Source organism: Bradyrhizobium sp. MI1.11 (assembly GCF_055811255.1).
This window is the reverse complement of the sequence record NZ_JBVVPM010000010.1, coordinates 114,339-130,677: the sequence shown is the minus strand read 5'-3', so window position 1 is coordinate 130,677 and position 16,339 is coordinate 114,339. Positions and strand designations below refer to the sequence as shown.

14 protein-coding genes and 1 pseudogene are annotated in these 16,339 nt (G+C 64.0%); 8 read left to right on the top strand and 7 right to left on the bottom strand.

Annotation, left to right across the window (positions count from 1 at the left end):
- Positions 1-61: 61 nt before the first annotated feature.
- Positions 62-1,507 (bottom strand): MATE family efflux transporter, encoded by a 1,446-nt coding sequence (locus AC0L30_RS13235; protein WP_473404439.1) that lies wholly within the window; start codon positions 1,505-1,507, stop codon positions 62-64.
- A 136-nt stretch (positions 1,508-1,643) separates the two neighbouring features.
- Between AC0L30_RS13235 and AC0L30_RS13230 the strand changes: the two genes are divergently transcribed.
- Both AC0L30_RS13230 and AC0L30_RS13225 read left to right on the top strand, forming a co-directional pair.
- Entirely contained in the window at positions 1,644-2,228 is a 585-nt protein-coding gene (locus AC0L30_RS13230; RefSeq protein ID WP_035993465.1) for a TetR family transcriptional regulator, read from the top strand.
- 195 nt (positions 2,229-2,423) lie between these two features.
- Entirely contained in the window at positions 2,424-4,211 is a 1,788-nt protein-coding gene (locus tag AC0L30_RS13225; protein ID WP_473404438.1) for a peptide ABC transporter substrate-binding protein, read from the top strand.
- Between the two features lie 38 nt (positions 4,212-4,249).
- Here AC0L30_RS13225 and AC0L30_RS13220 read toward each other — a convergent pair whose 3' ends face one another.
- From AC0L30_RS13220 to AC0L30_RS13210, 3 genes are all read right to left on the bottom strand, one after another.
- Positions 4,250-4,435: a hypothetical protein gene (locus tag AC0L30_RS13220; RefSeq protein ID WP_007595953.1), complete on the bottom strand. Its 186-nt coding sequence runs from the start codon at positions 4,433-4,435 to the stop codon at positions 4,250-4,252.
- A 336-nt stretch (positions 4,436-4,771) separates the two neighbouring features.
- Positions 4,772-4,999 carry a hypothetical protein gene (locus AC0L30_RS13215; RefSeq protein WP_354127223.1) on the bottom strand — a complete coding sequence of 76 codons (228 nt, stop codon included), beginning with the start codon at positions 4,997-4,999 and terminating at the stop codon, positions 4,772-4,774.
- Positions 5,000-5,076: 77 nt separating this feature from the next.
- The gene (locus tag AC0L30_RS13210) at positions 5,077-5,271 is read right to left on the bottom strand and encodes a hypothetical protein (RefSeq protein WP_027519884.1); all 195 of its coding nucleotides are present in this window, start codon (positions 5,269-5,271) and stop codon (positions 5,077-5,079) included.
- A 115-nt stretch (positions 5,272-5,386) separates the two neighbouring features.
- Between AC0L30_RS13210 and AC0L30_RS13205 the strand changes: the two are divergent.
- Positions 5,387-5,500 (top strand): annotated as a pseudogene (locus tag AC0L30_RS13205) (DUF892 family protein); the annotation flags it as partial.
- 76 nt (positions 5,501-5,576) lie between these two features.
- On the opposite strand, the gene AC0L30_RS13200 reads toward AC0L30_RS13205, so the two are convergent.
- Both AC0L30_RS13200 and treZ read right to left on the bottom strand, forming a co-directional pair.
- Positions 5,577-6,434: an SDR family oxidoreductase gene (locus tag AC0L30_RS13200; RefSeq protein WP_473367701.1), complete on the bottom strand. Its 858-nt coding sequence runs from the start codon at positions 6,432-6,434 to the stop codon at positions 5,577-5,579.
- A 63-nt stretch (positions 6,435-6,497) separates the two neighbouring features.
- Positions 6,498-8,309 (bottom strand): malto-oligosyltrehalose trehalohydrolase, encoded by a 1,812-nt coding sequence (gene treZ, locus AC0L30_RS13195; protein WP_354127221.1) that lies wholly within the window; start codon positions 8,307-8,309, stop codon positions 6,498-6,500.
- Between the two features lie 276 nt (positions 8,310-8,585).
- On the opposite strand from treZ, the gene AC0L30_RS13190 reads away from it, so the two are divergent.
- The 4 genes from AC0L30_RS13190 (at position 8,586) to AC0L30_RS13175 (ending at position 12,936) form a co-directional block, all read left to right on the top strand.
- A complete protein-coding gene (locus AC0L30_RS13190) occupies positions 8,586-8,867 on the top strand; it encodes a DUF3606 domain-containing protein (protein WP_354127220.1) in 282 nt (93 codons plus the stop codon).
- A gap of 19 nt (positions 8,868-8,886) precedes the next feature.
- Positions 8,887-11,124, top strand: a complete 2,238-nt coding sequence (gene glgX, locus AC0L30_RS13185; RefSeq protein WP_473404437.1) for a glycogen debranching protein GlgX — start codon at positions 8,887-8,889, stop codon at positions 11,122-11,124.
- Between the two features lie 104 nt (positions 11,125-11,228).
- Complete coding sequence (locus AC0L30_RS13180; protein ID WP_007595967.1) at positions 11,229-11,522, top strand: hypothetical protein; 294 nt, start codon at positions 11,229-11,231, stop codon at positions 11,520-11,522.
- 142 nt (positions 11,523-11,664) lie between these two features.
- The gene (locus AC0L30_RS13175) at positions 11,665-12,936 is read left to right on the top strand and encodes a DUF892 family protein (protein WP_007595978.1); all 1,272 of its coding nucleotides are present in this window, start codon (positions 11,665-11,667) and stop codon (positions 12,934-12,936) included.
- Positions 12,937-12,939: 3 nt separating this feature from the next.
- On the opposite strand, the gene AC0L30_RS13170 is transcribed toward AC0L30_RS13175, so the two are convergent.
- Entirely contained in the window at positions 12,940-16,050 is a 3,111-nt protein-coding gene (locus AC0L30_RS13170; protein WP_035993472.1) for a DEAD/DEAH box helicase, read from the bottom strand.
- Between AC0L30_RS13170 and AC0L30_RS13165 the strand changes: the two genes are divergently transcribed.
- The gene (locus AC0L30_RS13165; protein WP_219681540.1) at positions 16,049-16,279 is read left to right on the top strand and encodes a hypothetical protein; all 231 of its coding nucleotides are present in this window, start codon (positions 16,049-16,051) and stop codon (positions 16,277-16,279) included. The two genes, AC0L30_RS13170 and AC0L30_RS13165, sit on opposite strands and share 2 nt — an antisense overlap.
- Positions 16,280-16,339 lie beyond the last annotated feature (60 nt).

Here is a 16,339-nt window from a genome sequence, read left to right as displayed (position 1 = left end):
GGCAATCCAGCCGGGATTTCGGTGCTGGTTGTCGGTGTTGCCAGCATCAGATGATCTGCGCCTACTCGGACCGCCAGGTCGACGGCGACAGCATGATCAGGAAGCAGATCACGGCATAGGCGGCGAGCGATGCCGTCACCATGGTGGCGAGCCCCGCCATGCCGGCGCCGAAGCTTGCCACCGCGATCCAGCCGCCGCCGGCCGCGATCAGGATGCGCGCGACCGAGGACGCGAGCGGGCCGATGGCGCGGCCGGTGCCTTGCACGGCGAACGACGTCACGAAGCCGAAGCCGAGTGCGACGTAGGCCGGCGCGACGATGCGCAAGTAGGTCATGCCTTCGCCCACCACCTCGGCATCGTGACTGAAGAGATTGAGCCAGGCCGTCGGGAAGATCGCCACCAAAAGGCCGATCGTGCCGGTCATAACCATGCCGACAACGCCGCTGATCCAGCCAATGCGACGTGCCCGCGCCGTCTGTCCCGCGCCCATGTTGACGCCGACCATCGTTAGCGTCGCGGTGCTGATGCCGAACAGCAGCGGGATCATGATGTAGTCGAGCCGCGAGGCGATGCCGTAGCCGGCGAGCGCGGAGGTGCCGAACAGGCCGACCGCGCCGGTGACGAGAATGACGGTGAGATTGGTCAGCACCGCATTGAAGGCGGTGGGAATGCCGACCTTCAGCATGTCACCGAAGATTTTTGCGCGGAGCGGCACGATGTGCAGCTTGAGGCCGGTCGCGCCTGAGGCCATGTAGCGCAGCAGAAACAGCATCGCCGCGCCGTAATAGAGGCCGAAGGCGATGCCCGCGCCGCCGATGCCGAACCGCGGGATCGGTCCCAGACCGAAGATCAGCGCCGGCGACACCGGAATCGTCACGATCGCGCCGACCAGCGTCACCAGCGCGGGCACCTTGACATTGCCCGCGCCGCGTAGCGCCGCCGCCTGGAGATTGACGATCCAGACCGGGATGGCGCCGGCGAACAGATAGTTGGAATAGGTGGTGGCCGCAGCGAGGGCACCGTCGGCGCCGCCAAGGGCGCGGTAGAGATGCGGACCGCCGACGATGACGCCGAGCGTGAACACGCCGCCGGCAATCATCGCGAGCACCACGGCATGAAACAACGCGGCTTCGGCATCGTCGCGGCGGCCGGCACCGACCGCGCGCGCGACCGAGGAGGCAACGCCGCTGCCGAAGCCGCCATTCGACATCATGGTCATCAGCATGAAGATCGGGAACACGAGCGCCGCACCGGCCAGCGCATCGGTGCCGAGGAAGCCGACATAATAGGCTTCCGCGATGTTGACCGCGGTTTGCGCCACCAGGACGGTCACGGTCGGCAGCGCGAGCCGGAGCAGCGTCGGCAGGATCGGCGCCGTCAGCAGCGCTGCGCGCCGCTGCTCGGCCGCGCCTGGTGTTGATGCCGCCACTTGGCGGAGCGGAGCGGTGGCGCGAGCCACGATCTGCGGGGCGGACAAGGCCGGCGCGGCGGCATCCTCGACTGACATGGGTTCGATCCCTGGGGTCCCGAAGGGCCGCCGCCGATCGGCCGCCCATTGCATTATGTTCATAATGTATTATTATGATCATAATGCAATGGGCCCGGCCTCACGATTTTGTGGCGGGGTCGCGCAGGAGGCGGGATTGGCGCGCTACGACAAGGGACACAGGGACACGACGCGGCGGCACATCATCGACGTCGCCTCTTCGCAGTTCCGCGAGAGCGGCATCGCCGCGGTCGGCCTCGCCGGCATCATGGCGGAAGCGGGCCTGACCAACGGCGCCTTCTACACGCATTTCGCTTCCAAGGAGGATCTGGTACGCGCGGTGCTGATCGACGCCCTGGAGCGGCGCGAGCAGAGGCACAAGGACAATCTTGCAAACGGCGTCGCGCTCGAGGCAACGATCCGCGACTACCTCTCCCCGCGCCATCGCGACCGCGCGGGCGCCGGTTGCCCGACCGCAGCCCTTGTCGCCGAAATCGCCCGACATCCCAAGGCGACGCGTGATGCCTTCACCGAGAAGACGTCGGAGATCATCGCGCTGATGGCGGCGCAGATGCCGGAAGGTCCGGTTGCGGAGCGTCGACGACGCGCGATTTCGGTCTACGCAACCATGGTCGGCGCGCTGCAATTGTCGCGCGCGGTGAGCGACAGGCAATTGTCGGAGGAAATTCTCGAGAACGCGGTTGGAGCTGCGCTGGCGCTTGCGAATGGGCGGTTCCCCTAGCTCGCATTGGATCGCCGCCTTGGGTCTCTCGCGCGGCGATCCAGCTAGCGCCCCTTGGCAGCCATAGCTGCCGTCCCCTACGTTCGTCATTTCGCCGCAGGGTTTTCTCACCCTGTCGGCATTGCCGCCTCGCCCGTGATGAAACATGATGGGCCTTGGCCGGTGACGACTTGTCTGTGAAGTGGGGATCATCCGATGAACGAGAACGAAATCCGCAAGTCCATCGCTGAGGTGAAGCAAGGCAAGCTATCGCGACGTTCGTTCATGCAGACGATGGCTGCGATCGGGATCGCAGCGCCGGTCGCGAGCCAGATCCTGGTCTGGAATGACATGGCGATGGCGGACGCCACGCTGCCTTACAAGCCGACCAAGGCCGGCGGCGGCGGCCCGCTCAAGATCCTGCTCTGGCAGGCCCCGACGCTGCTCAATCCGCATTTCGCGCTCGGCACCAAGGACCAGATCGCCTCGCGCGTCTTCTTCGAGCCGCTCGCCGGCTGGGACAAGGAGGGCAACCTCGTCCCCTGCCTCGCGGCCGAGGCTCCATCCAAGCAGAACGGCGGCCTTTCGCCGGACGGCCTGAGCGTGACCTGGAAACTGAAACAGGGCGTGAGGTGGCATGACGGCAAGCCCTTCACTGCCGACGATGTCGTCTTCACCTGGCAATACGCCTCGGATCTCGCGACCGCGGCGTACACCACGGGTTCCTACAAGGACATCACGGTCGAGAAGATCGACGACCACACCATCAAGGTGCTGTTCAAGGCGCCGACGCCGTTCTGGGCCGATCCCTTCGTCGGCTCGGTCGGTCCGATCCTGCCGAAGCATCATTTCGGCGATTATGTCGGCGCGAAGTCGCGCGAAGCGCCCGGCAATCTGAAGCCGGTCGGCACTGGTCCCTACAAATTCGTCGAGTTCAAGCCGGGCGACCTGATCCGGGCCGAACGCAATCCCGACTATCACGTCAAGAACCAGCCGCATTTCGACACGCTCGAAATCAAGGGCGGCGGCGATGCGGTATCCGCGGCGCGCGCCGTGCTGCAGACCGGCGAATATGACTACGCCTGGAACATGCAAGTGGAGGAGGAGGTCCTCAAACGCATGGAGGCCAGCGGCAAGGGCAAGCTCGACGTCACGCCGTCAGGCAATGTCGAGTTCATCATCCTCAACACGACCGATCCGTGGACCGAGGTGGACGGCGAGCGCTCCAGCCCCAAGACCAAGCACCCGACGCTGTCCGATCCCGCCGTTCGCCGCGCGATGAACTTGCTGATCGACCGCGAGTCGATCCAGAAGTTCATTTACGGGCGCGGCGGCGTCGCCACCGCGAGCTTCGTCAACGCACCCAAACAGTTCAAGTCGGCCAAGCTGAAATACGAGTTCGACGTCGACAAGGCCAACAAGGTCCTGGATGACGCCGGCTGGGCAAAGGGCGCGGACGGCATCCGCGAGAAGGACGGCAAGAAGCTCAAATTCGTCTTCCAGACTTCGACCAATGCGCCGCGTCAGAAGACGCAGGCCATCATCAAGCAGGCCTGCCAGAAGGCCGGCATCGAGATCGAGATCAAGGCGGTCACGGCATCGGTGTTCTTCTCGTCCGACGTCGGCAACCCCGACACCTACTCGAAGTTCTATGCCGACATGGAGATGTACAACACGACGCAGCCGCAGCCCGACCCGGAGCGCTTCCTGAACCAATGCGTCTCCTGGGAGATTTCCAACAAGGACAACAAATGGCTCGGCCGCAACGTCTCGCGCTGGTCCGATCCCGAGGCCGACAAGGCCTACAAGGCCGCCCAGAACGAGCTCGATCCGGTCAAGCGGGCCGCGCTGCTGATCAAGGTCGACGAAACTTTTTGCGAGGCCAACGTGTTCCTGCCGCTTCTATCCCGCAACATCGTCAACGCAGGGGTCAACAATCTCATGGTCGACATGTCAGGCTGGGACGTCACGACCTGGAATCTGGCGAGTTGGTACCGCAGCTGACGCTTTCCAGCTCAATTGCCAGTTCAATCCTTGCGAGCTCAATCCCTGCCGGCGAATTGACGGTCGAGGTTTGACGCAGTGTCTGCGCTTCTCAGCCGCTTCATCAGCTCATCCCGCTCCTTGCCGTCGGGCAACGCCTCGGCCTTTTCGCGGATGGTCCTGGTGAACTCTGCAAGCCGCTCTTGAAGCGTGGTGGTTTGCTGAACGCGACGCCGCCTGTGCACGATCGGGTCTCCATGTCATGGCACCATGCGGTGCCTTTCCGCATGGCCGATGATAAGAGCGAGCGCAGCCATGTCTGCATCAAATGATATAGTTCAAGCCATTTGGTACCGACGCCCTTTGTGCACATGTGAACAGTCGGAGCTGCCTTCAGCTGCCGGTCCGGAACGAAAATGACGGCTGTTACATTGACGCGGCGAGACAGCACGGACGCGCCATGGGCAAGATATTGATCAGCACCGCCGTCGTAAGCCTGGCGCTCATCATTGCCTTCGCGGTCTATGTCATCACTCTGTGAATTGCCGACAGCAGAAGCCAATGATGGTGCGGCTCGGACATCACCCGCGCGCGCAGCAATCGACCAACAGGTCCCAGATCCGCTGCGCCTCGGCCGGCTTGCGGGCTTCGAGCCCCTTCTCCGGGTCGGACTGCGAGTGGCCCGCCACCGGGTGCGTTTCGCGCGGCACGATCCATCTCTGGGAGATCGGGTCGTACCATTTTCCGATCATCATTTCAGTCACGCCGATCGACTCACCGATTTGATCCTGGGCGGAGCTACGGCTCACGGGCCTCGTCCAATCCCATTCGCCGCGCCTCGCCCATTTTACAAATCGGCTTCTTGCCCGATCGTTCCTGCAACGGCTCAGCCAGGCCGCGCCGGATGAAGCGTACGGGGATGCCGCTCGTGCAGCAGCCGCGCGAGCTCTTCCCGCTCCGCTGGCCGTCCCTTCATGGCGGTCTCGAACAGCGCTTCCTGGATGTCGCGGGGCATGTCACCCCAGACGTCCATCGCCGCTCGTCCGAGCAGGCTCGCAAGATGATCCGCTCCATCGCTCATTCGGCTCTCCTGATCTGGTCACGGGAATGGAACAGCTGCAGCTGTGCGGCGTTCCAGTTCCATCATTGACAAGGAGACGTCGTTTACTGGATTCTTCACCAAGGACATCAAATCGATGGAAGACCTGCTGCTGCACGGGCTGCAGGATATCTATTACGCGGAACAGCAGATCCTCAAGGCGCTGCCGAAGATGATCGATAAGGCGACAAACAAGGACCTCGTCGCCGGTCGAGGCGTACTGGTGAAGACATGCTGGGCGTGGCGGCCCTGCTCGCAGGGCTGCCACGTTCTCGTCGCACGTTCGGTCAGATGAACGGCTTGCCGCCGGTGACCGCCAGGGTCGCTCCCGATGTGTAGCTCGAGAGCGGATCGGCGAGCATGACATAGGCTGTCGCGAGTTCGGCCGGCTGGCCGGCCCGTTGCATCGGCACCTGCTTGCCGAAGTTCTTCACAGTGTCCTCCGCCATCGTCGACGGAATCAGCGGCGTCCAGATCGGACCCGGGGCGACCGCATTGACCCGAATGCCTTTGCTCGCCAGCATCTGGGCGAGCCCACCGGTAAAATTCTGAATGGCGCCCTTGGTCGTGGCATAGGCCAGCAAAGTCGGATTCGGCATGTCGGAGTTCACCGACGCGGTGTTGATGATCGCCGCTCCCGGGCGCATGTGGGGGACCGCAGCCTTGGTGAGATAGAACATGGCGTGGATATTGGTCTCGAACGTCCGCTGCCATTCCTCGTCGCTGATGTCAGCGATCTCCTTGAACGTGTCCTGATGCGCCGCGTTGTTGACGAGGATGTCTATTGCGCCGAACGCCTCGACGGTGCGCTGGATGATCGCGCGGCAATGATCGGGATTGCGGATGTCGCCGGGGATCAGGACGACCTTGCGTCCTGCGCGCTCCACCAGCGTCTTGACCTCGGCGGCATCCTCGTCCTCGTTCAAATAGGCGATGACGATGTCGGCACCTTCCCTGGCATAGGCGATCGCGACCGCGCGGCCGATGCCACTGTCGCCTCCGGTGATAATTGCCTTCTTTCCGGTCAGGCGCCCGGCGCCCCTGTAACTTTCCTCGCCATGATCCGGTCGCGGGTTCATCGCGCGCGTCGAACCGGGCATCGATTGCTGCTGCGGCGGGAAAGGCGGCTTTGGATATTCGGTCATGAAGCGGCTCCAGAGATTTACTCCGCTAACGGAAAGCTTTCGGAAGCGTTCCTCGCTGTTCCATCACGCCTCGTGGCCAAGCCTTACGATGATGTCGCTCCGCAACAGGGCTGGCGCGTCGGCGGCGCCCAATCGCCATAGGCTCTCGCCCGCAACCAGCGCCGGCATGGGCAGTTCGCCGTCCGCGAAATTGGCGACGATCTGCAAGATGTCTCCGTTCGCCGTCCGCCAACGGGCATCCAGGCCGCCCTTACGCTGGTTCTCCCCCAGCAACTTGCAATGAGCCGAAAGGAAACCCCGTTTGATCAGCGGAACGATCTTCTCGCGCCGTATCTTCAGCAATCGGGATGTTAGGCTGCGAAACCTGGCGCTGGCGGGAGAGCGGTCGATGCCGGTCCAGTCGAGCTTCGATGCCGCGAAGGTTTTTTCATCGCACGGATCCGGAATCCTGGCGCGTATGTCGGGCGTCGAGAACGCCTTGAAGTGCGCGAACTCCTTACGCCGCCCTTCCCGTGTCAGCTCGGCAGCTTCGCCGGACCAGTCTGCGAAAAACAGGAACGGTGTCTCGGCCGCGGCTTCCTCACCCATGAACAACATCGGAATGTGCGGATTCAAGAGAACCAGCGCCATGGCCTGATCCAGTTTCTCCGGACCGACCAGCGCGGAAAGCCGCTCCCCGAGCGCGCGATTGCCGATCTGGTCGTGGTTCTGGGCGAAGAAGATGGTGGCCTCGGGCGGCAGATGCGCGCTCGGCTCGCCGCGCGGTTCGTCATGCAGCGGAAAGACTTCGCCCTGGTAGGCAAAGCCCTCGGTGAGCGCTCGCGCGAGATGTTCGAGCGGCCTGTCTGCGAAGGCGCGATAGTAGCCTTCGTCCTCGCCCGTCAACAGGACGTGGAGCGCGTTGTGAAAATCATCGCCCCATTGCGCGTCATAGAGCCGGGTTCGCCCTTGAGCACGGTCGAGCAGGCGGGCCTGATTGGCCTCGTTCTCCAGCATCAGATGCACGCGTCGGCCCGGCAGCTGACTGCGAACCGTCTCGGCAAGCTCGATCAGGAAATGGCGGTCGGAATCGTCCTTGAGCGCGTGAACCGCATCGAGCCGCAAGCCGTCGAACCCGTAGTCGCGCAGCCACATCAACGCGTTCTCGATCAGGAACTCGCGCACGAACGCGCCGTCGTGTCCCTCGAGGTTGACGGCAGGGCCCCAGCCGGTGCTATGGCGCGTGGTGAAGAAGCTTTCCGCATAGAGGTGCAGATAGTTCAGCTGCGGCCCGAAATGGTTATAGACCACATCGAGGTAGACCATGATGTCGAGGGCATGCGCCGCGCGTAACAACCGCTTGAGGTCTTCCGGCCTGCCGTAGCGCGCATTTGGCGCATTCAGCAGCACGCCGTCATAGCCCCAATTGTGCCGGCCGGGGACGTCATTGAGCGGCATCAGCTCGATTGCGGTGATGCCGAGATCGTGCAGATAGGGCAACTTTTTCTCGACGCCGGCATAGGTGCCTTCCTCACTGAAGGTGCCGACATGCAACTCGTAGATCACGGCCTCCGCCCAGGGGCGGCCGGGATAGAGCACCGAGTCCCGGAACGTCGCGGTGTCGATCACCTCGCTCGGCGCCCCGACGTCGTCTGGCTGGAAGAACGAGGCGGGATCGGGAACGACCAGGTCTTCGTTGATCCTGAACTGATAGCGCGTGCCGACATGCGCGGTGGGACTCAACAACTGGTACCAGCCATCATGGTCGCGCGTCATCCGGAGTGGCGGCCGGCCGGCTTCGAGCAATTCGACCGATTGCGCCGTCGGCGCCCAGAGATTGAAGCAGACCCCGTGATCGAGGCATCGAGGGCCGTGGTGTCGCGCTTGCCCGGCCATTCCCAATCTGTGACTCAAACCTGGCCGCCTTTGCGTGGCTGGAAGTAACAGCACGCTTCGCGAGGCTCGATTTTACGATCGCTCGAGCATGCTCAGGACGGGAGAAGCCGAGATGGAGGCATTCGTTCCTCAGGCCGGCGCCACACCGATGCGCCGTGCGCGTTGTGTGCACTTTTGGGCCGAGGTGCGGCGACGATGGTTGGGGAAGATCACTGTTGCAAACAGGGAACGGAATCGCCTCGGCGACGGTTGCAATTCTACACGGGAGTTTTCGCCATGCGCCGCTCGAAGCCACAGCCGATCCGCAACAAGCTCGATCTTGCCGACCGTACTCAGGTGCGGCTCGTCAGAAAGCGTCTCGGACTGTCAGATGCGGAGCTGACCAGCATCGTCGAGCGGACCGGCAACTCGATTGCGGCCATCAGCAAGGAGGCGGCGCTGCAAAGGGCAACCACGCTGCCCAAGCCGGACGATGTGCCTCCCGCCGCCGCGATCGCTTCGGCGACCGTCGGCGAGCAGGCGACGACGGAAGTGACGGCAATCCCACCAAATTCTTGAACGACTTTTCGGGGCAGCGATGGATCAAACAGTACATCCAGACGACGCCCTGACGCGGGCGGCTTCGCGCCTGCGCCGCTCCCGCATCAGCGAGGGCAAGCCGTTTCCGCTCGGCGCCACCTGGGACGGGCTCGGCGTCAATTTCGCGCTATTTTCGGCCCATGCCACCAAGGTCGAACTCTGCCTGTTCGACGACGACGGCGAGACCGAACTGGAGCGGATCGAACTCCCGGAATATACCGACGAAGTCTGGCATGGCTATTTGCCCGCGGCCCGTCCCGGCACCATCTATGGCTATCGTGTTCACGGCCCCTACGAACCCGACGCGGGACACCGCTTCAATCCCAACAAGCTCGTGCTCGATCCTTACGCCAAGCAGCTGGTCGGCCGGTTGCGCTGGGGACCGGAGCTGTTCGGCTACCAGCTCGACCATGCCGACAAGGATCTCTCCTACGACGAACGCGACAGCGCGCCCTTGATGCAGAAATGCCGCGTCATCGACCCGGCCTTCACCTGGGGCGCCGCGCGCAAGCCGGAAGTGCCATGGGAGCGGACGATCGTCTACGAGATGCACGTCAAGGGTTTTACCCAGCTGCATCCGCTGGTGCCCGACGCAGACCGCGGCACGTTCTCCGGCCTCGCGCATTCGGAGGTCCCGGCCTATCTGCGATCGCTCGGCATCACCAGTGCAGAATTGCTGCCGATCCATACCTTCGTCGACGACAGCTATTTGGTTGAGAAAGGCCTGCGCAATTACTGGGGCTACAACTCCCTCGCCTTCTTCGCGCCGGAGCCACGTTACCTCAAGACGCCGTTCGCGAACGAATTCAAAGCCATGGTCAACCAGTTCCACGCCCATGGCATCGAGGTCATCCTCGACGTCGTCTACAATCACACCGCTGAAGGAAACGAACTCGGCCCGACCCTGTCCTTCAAGGGCATCGACAACGCTAGCTATTACCGCCTGCTGCCGGACCAGCAGCGCTACTACATCAACGATACCGGTACAGGGAATACTGTGAACCTGTCGCACCCGCGTGTGCTGCAACTCGTCGCGGATTCCCTGCGCTATTGGGCGACCGAGATGAGGATCGACGGCTTCCGTTTCGACCTCGCCACCATCCTGGCACGGGAGCCCTACGGGTTCGACGAAGGCGGCGGCTTTCTCGATGCCTGCCGCCAGGACCCCGTGCTCTCCAGCGTCAAGCTGATCGCCGAGCCTTGGGACATCGGTCCGGGTGGCTATCAGGTCGGCCAGTTTCCGCCGGGATGGGCGGAGTGGAACGACAAGTTCAGGGACACGGTGCGCGCCTTCTGGAAGGGCGACGAGGGATCGATCGCGGACTTCGCCAAGCGCGTGTCCGGATCCGGCGATCTCTTCAACAAGCGCGGCCGCCGGCCGTGGGCCAGCGTCAACTTCGTCACCGCACATGATGGTTTCAATCTCAACGATCTCGTCTCGTACAACGACAAGCACAATGAAGCCAATGGCGAGGACAATCGCGACGGCCACAGCAACAATCACTCCTGGAACTGCGGCGCCGAGGGACCGACGGACGATCCGGACATCATTGCGCTGCGCGAGCGCCAGAAGCGCAATCTGCTGGCAACCATGCTGTTGTCGCACGGCACGCCCATGCTGCTTGCCGGTGACGAATTCGGACACACCCAGCACGGCAACAACAACGCGTACGCCCAGGACAACGAGACCACATGGCTCGACTGGATGGGCATCACCGCGAACGGCCGCAGCCTGCGCGAATTCACCCGAAAGCTGATCGCCACGCGCAAGGCATTTCCGATTCTCTACCGCAGCCGCTTCCTGGTCGGCTCGCACAATGAAGAGCTGGACGTGAAGGACGTGACGTGGCTCGCGCCGTCCGGAGAGGAAATGACGACGGAGCAGTGGCAGGACGGCAACGCCAAATGTTTCGCTTTGCTGCTCGACGGCCGCGCCCAGGAGACCGGCATCAAGCGCCGCGGCTCGGACGCAACCATGCTGCTGATCTACAATGCTCATCACGACGTCGTCCATTTCACCCTGCCCGCCGTCGCCGAGGGACGCAGCTGGGTCGGGTTGATCGACACCAATCAACCGGAGGGGCAGATGCCCGCGTTCGACTTCGGGCATGTTTATGTGATGACCGGGCGATCCCTCGTGGTGTTCGGTCTCGCCACCGAGAGCATCGCCACCCGCCGCCTGCGCCAGGGCCTGGGAGCGCTGCTCGACGTCGTGGAGGCGCCGCTGCCGGGATAGTCGCCACGATCAGGCGAGCCGATGCTTTCGAGTTGATGACAATAGGGAACGCACGCAGGTCACCGGCGTTCGAGTAGATGGGGCATCAGTCGGAGAACACCGAGATGAAGTTCACAGGTGCCGTTATCCTCGCCGCTCTTGCGCTGCCTGGTGCAGCTTGGGCGCAGGCCAGCAAGCCTGACGTTTCGTCCGCGCCGAGCGCGCAGAATTCGGGTGCCGGCATTGCCGGACAGCCCGGCAACAAGAACGGTCCGGCCGCCAAGCCCGGTGAAACCGTCGGATCAAGTTCGACAAACTCCACCGGCAACACCGCCGTGCAATCGCAGGACCCGGCGCATATTCAGGGCGCACCGGGCAACAAGAGCGGGCCGCCCGCCAAGCGTCCGGACCAACGCTGAGCGAGTACGTCCACAATCCTGCCGATCGTCTTTGAACGACCTGCGCCTGATCGGCGCAGGTCGTTTCGCTAGGAACGAACACTGAAGCCGCCCGTTCGGAAGACATCTTCTTTTCCTGCCCTCCCAATCCGAGAGTCCCGCCATGTATCATCACGTCAAGAAGTTGATGTTCACCGTTCGCGTCGACGAGCCGGATCCGCGCTTCGGCAACATGCTGCTGGAGCAGTTCGGCGGCGCCAATGGCGAGCTCGCCGCCGCGATGCAGTACTCGATCCAGGGATTGAACTGTGAGGATCCCGATCGTAAGGACCTGCTGATGGACATCGGCACCGAGGAGCTCAGTCATCTGGAAGTGGTGGGCACGCTGGCGCGGATGCATCTCAAGCCCTCGAAGTTCGACCGCCAGGCGGCCGAAGCCGATCCCCTCATCGCCATCGCGGGCGGCGGCGGAGTCAATCTGTTCAACTCGCAGGGCAATGCCTGGACCGCCGACTATCTGAAGATCACCGGCGAGCTCGACGTCGATCTGCGCAGCAACATCGCCGCAGAGGCGCGGGCCAAGATCGTCTATGAGCGGCTGATCAATTTCTGCGACGACGCCGGCAGCAAGGACGCGCTGCAGTTCCTGATGACCCGCGAGATCACGCACATGAAGGCGTTCGCGCTGGCGCTCGAGAGCATGGGCAAGCCGGCCTTCAGCATCGGCCGCATCGCCCCGACGCCCGGCCTTGTCGACCAGTTCTTCAACGATTCCACCGGCGCCGGCGACCATGGCGAGATCGACACGCGCGGCCCCTGGAACGAGGGCGGCGACTGGGTCTTCACGGAGTCGCCGGCGATCCAGGCGGGCGAACCGGGTCCGGCCTCGGCCATCGTCACCGAGAGCTCGCCGCCGGCCGACGAAGCGGGTCTCGGCGATCTGCTCATCAACGAGCTGCGCGATATCTTGCATGCCGAGAAGCAATTGACCAAGGCGCTTCCCAAGATGGCGGAGGCCGCCCGCTTCGACCAGTTGCGCGAGCTGTTCGAGCAGCACTTGGCGGAGACCGAAGCACAGGTCGAGCGCATCAACGAATGCTTCGAGATGCTCGGCAAATCCGCCCGCGCCAAGCCCTGCAAGGGCATGATGGGCCTCGTCGAGGAGGGCCAGGAGATCATGGCCGAGGGTGAGGACAAGGAGGATGCGGCGGCCGACCTCGCGCTGATTGGCGCGGCGCAACGCGTCGAGCACTACGAGATCGCAGGCTATACCACGGCGCGCAACCTCGCCCAGCAGCTTCGCCACAGCGCCGTTGTCGCCCTGCTGTCGAAATCACTCGCGGAGGAGGAGAACGCGGATCAGCTCCTCAACCAGGTGGCCCGCTCGCTGATGTCGGTGGCGAAAATGCCCGCGGCAGTCGAGCAGACCGAATGATCCCTAGCCGTCCAGCAGGTCGAGAAACTCCTCGACCCGGCTGAACGGATCCGCGTCGCGGCGGCCGGCGTGAACGACGCGGTCGCCGTCGCGCTGCAGCGCTCCCGTCTGCGACTTTCCTCTGGATTTCCGCAGCCGCCCCGGCAGGAACGTCGCGGCGACCGCCTCGGGCCCGACATCGAGCCTGACGATGCCGCGCCGTTTGCAATCGATCCGGAGCCTGGCGGATGCGAAGAAGTCGCGGGCCTCCGGCGGCAACCGACCGAAACGACGCGAGATCTCCTCCTCCAGATCTTCCAGATCGTCGTCGCTTCGGCATCGGGCAGCGCGGCCATAGATCTCGAGCCGGACCGCTTCCGATTGCACGTAGCCCTCAGGCAGCATGTCGGCCAACGGCATATTGAGATCGGGCACCCACAGATCGGCGCCGGCGTCGCTGCCTCGCTCGGACGCCCGCTTCAGCAGATGACTGTAGAGCACCGGTCCGAACACCTGGACATGGCCGGACTGCTGTTCCGAGAACAGATCGCCGGCGCCCCTGAGGTCGAGGTCGCGCTCGCTGATCGCAAAGCCGGCACCCGGCTTGCTGAACTCCTCCAGTACCGCCAGACGTTTCTCGGACTGCTCTGAGGTCGATTCCGTCAGCAGATGGGCAAAAGCGCGCGTGCCGCCGCGTCCCACCCGTCCCCTGAGCTGATGCAGCTGCGCAAGCCCGAACTTTTCGGGCCAGCACACCACGATGGTGTTCGCGCGCGGAATATCGAGCCCGCTTTCCACGATATTGGTCGCCAACAGCACGTCCGCCTCGCCGTCGACGAAACTCATCATGCGGTCGTCGATCTCGTCCACGGGCAACCTGCCGTGAAGACAGACGATGCGCAGCTCCGGCGCCACCGATTGCACGCGCGCCAGCATCGGCTCCAGATCCTGGATGCGTGGGCAGATCAGGAAGCTCTGACCGTGCCGCCTGCGCTCGCGCAGCAGCGCCGCGGCAATGGCAGCGTCGGACAGCGGCGCGATCCTGGTCACGATGGGAAGGCGATGAACCGGCGGCGAGGCGATCACGCTGAGGTCCCTGAAGCCGGCAAGACCCGCCGCGAGCGTGCGCGGGATCGGCGTGGCGCTCATCCACAGCGAATGGGCCCCCTTGGCGAGGCCTGAGAGCTTCGCCTTCTCCGCCGCCCCGAAATGCTGCTCTTCGTCGATGATGACGAGGCCAAGGTCGGCGAACTTCACGTCCTTTGCCGCAAGAGCCTGCGTGCCGACCACGACTTTCAGCGTGCCGCGCCGCAGTCCTTCTTTCGTCTCTCTCGTCTCCGGGCCTGAACTGGCTCGCGACAGGCTTCCCACCTCGATCCCAAGAGGGCCGAACCGTTTGCGGAAGGTTTCGACATGCTGCCGCGCCAGCACGGTGGTCGGCGCCGCGATCGCCACCTGCTTGCCGGACAGCGCCACGGCCGCCGCCGCCCGCAGCGCGACCTCGGTCTTGCCGAATCCGACATCACCGCAGATCACCCTGTCCATGGGATGGCCCGCCGCAAGATCGTCGAGGACGTCTTGAATGGCCTGGCCCTGGTCCGCTGTCGTGAAATAGGGGAACCGTGCGACGAATTTTTCATAAGCCGGCCCCGGTGGCACCAGTTTGGGTGCACGACGGCGGAGGCGCTGGCTGATGTGTTTGGCGAGCGCCTTGGCGGCGACTTGGATTTCCGCTTCCGCCTCGGTACGCCGCGCCCACCAGCTGCTGCCGTCCGCCTTGTCGAGCGTCAGCTTGCCGGGTTCGCCGGCATAGGGCCAGATCACCGCAAGATCGGCCGGTGGAACGAGCACGGCATTGTCGCCCGCGAATTTGAGCCTGATCATCTCGCGTCGCGATCCCTTGCCCATATCGAGGGTCTGCAAGCCATCGAGCACGGCTAGCCCGCGTTGCAGATGGACAATGGCGGCGCCCTTTTCGGGCACATCGGGATGATCGAACGCCGGGTTCCATGCGCGCGCCATCGGCTGGGGATGATGGGCCCGGCTGCCGAGCACGTCGGACGCGGTCACGACGACAAGCGGCTTGCGGCCGGCGCCAATGAACCCCGCGTCGAAATCGGCCAGCAGCGCGCCTTCGCGGCTCCGTGCCTTCGCCACCTCGCTCCAATCGGCCAGGCGCTCCGCCTTGATGCCGCTCATGCGCTCCATCGCGCGAAGGTCGTCCTCGACGGCCGCGACGAACAGCAGCCGCGATCCGCCGCGCTGCATGTCGGCGACGAAGGCGCGAAGCGCCTTGCGCGGCGAGGCCAGCTTCGAGAACTCCGGAGTCGAGATGAAGGCGGCCTTGCGCGGCAGCACGCTGATGCGCTTCTTCAGCTGCTTCCAATCCGCCTGCCCCAGATACTCGCGCTCCGCATCCCTGCGGCCGGCGGCGTCCTCAATCGTGGCCTGCCAGCTCTCGGCGTGGGTCGATACCCCGGCATCCGCGATCCACCGCGCGCGGCTGCAATAATCAGGCAGCGTCGCCCGCTGTCCGCGCGTAGCTCCCAGCGCGATCCGCTCGGACATGGGATCGATGATCAATTCCGCGGTCTCGTAGACGACCTCGTGCTCGATCGGATCGACCGCGACGATCTTGCGAATCGTGTCTCCGGAATGCTCGATCCGGAAGGGAGCGAGCGCGCCGGCGGGAAACACTTCGAACGTCTTGCCGTGGAACAGGACGCCGCCCGGATACTCCGCCTCTTCGTCGAGATCGTAGCCGAGAGCCTCCAGCCGCGTCTCCAGCTCGGGCCCGGAATAGGGCGCGCCCACCTTCAGCGTGAGGCTCGACCGCGACCAGCTCGCCGGCAGCGGCAGCCGTTCCATGATGGCTTCCGCGGTCGACACCAGGAAGACGGGCTTCTTTGCCTTGGCGAGACGCCGCAGCACCGAGCTGCGCCGTCCCGCGATCTCGCGGGATGGCTCGAGGCCGTCGAAGGGCAGCGTGTTCAGGCGCGGAAACACCAGCACGTCGACCGAGGGATCGAGAGCGTGAATCACGCCGCCCAGCCGCTCCGCCCTGCTCTCGTCGTCGCAGAGGAAGACGAGGCCGTCGGACTTCTCCCACTGCTCGAGCAGATGCAGCGCCAGCATGCCGAGCGGCGATGAGGAGGCGACCGCGGAACGCGAGGCGCTCTTGTCCGGACGCTTGCTTGTCGAGCTCCTGCTTCTCGAGCTTGTGCTCTTCGTGCTCTTGCTTTTCGCGCTCTTGCTTAGCGAGCCTTTGCTTTTTGAGCTCTTGCTTTGTGTCTTTATCGCGCCGGTCGTGGCCCGGGCTTTCCTGGTGGGCGCCAATGTGTATCCAACTTTGTTTCGCAAATAGAGGCGAGCGACGACGAGCCCTCCCGTTGAGCTCCGTCGATAACGCGCCTCGGGCCTGAGC

Bases quoted from the DNA above. Each gene is read 5' to 3' on its own strand.
- AC0L30_RS13235 (WP_473404439.1), bottom strand. From the start codon at position 1,507: ATGTCAGTCGAGGATGCCGCCGCGCCGGCCTTGTCCGCCCCGCAGATC.
- AC0L30_RS13225 (WP_473404438.1), top strand. From the start codon at position 2,424: ATGAACGAGAACGAAATCCGCAAGTCCATCGCTGAGGTGAAGCAAGGC.
- AC0L30_RS13210 (WP_027519884.1), bottom strand. From the start codon at position 5,271: ATGAGCGATGGAGCGGATCATCTTGCGAGCCTGCTCGGACGAGCGGCG.
- AC0L30_RS13200 (WP_473367701.1), bottom strand. From the start codon at position 6,434: ATGACCGAATATCCAAAGCCGCCTTTCCCGCCGCAGCAGCAATCGATG.
- treZ (WP_354127221.1), bottom strand. From the start codon at position 8,309: ATGGCCGGGCAAGCGCGACACCACGGCCCTCGATGCCTCGATCACGGG.
- AC0L30_RS13190 (WP_354127220.1), top strand. From the start codon at position 8,586: ATGCGCCGCTCGAAGCCACAGCCGATCCGCAACAAGCTCGATCTTGCC.
- glgX (WP_473404437.1), top strand. From the start codon at position 8,887: ATGGATCAAACAGTACATCCAGACGACGCCCTGACGCGGGCGGCTTCG.
- AC0L30_RS13180 (WP_007595967.1), top strand. From the start codon at position 11,229: ATGAAGTTCACAGGTGCCGTTATCCTCGCCGCTCTTGCGCTGCCTGGT.
- AC0L30_RS13175 (WP_007595978.1), top strand. From the start codon at position 11,665: ATGTATCATCACGTCAAGAAGTTGATGTTCACCGTTCGCGTCGACGAG.
- AC0L30_RS13165 (WP_219681540.1), top strand. From the start codon at position 16,049: ATGCCGAGCGGCGATGAGGAGGCGACCGCGGAACGCGAGGCGCTCTTG.
- AC0L30_RS13170 (WP_035993472.1), bottom strand. From the start codon at position 16,050: ATGCTGGCGCTGCATCTGCTCGAGCAGTGGGAGAAGTCCGACGGCCTC.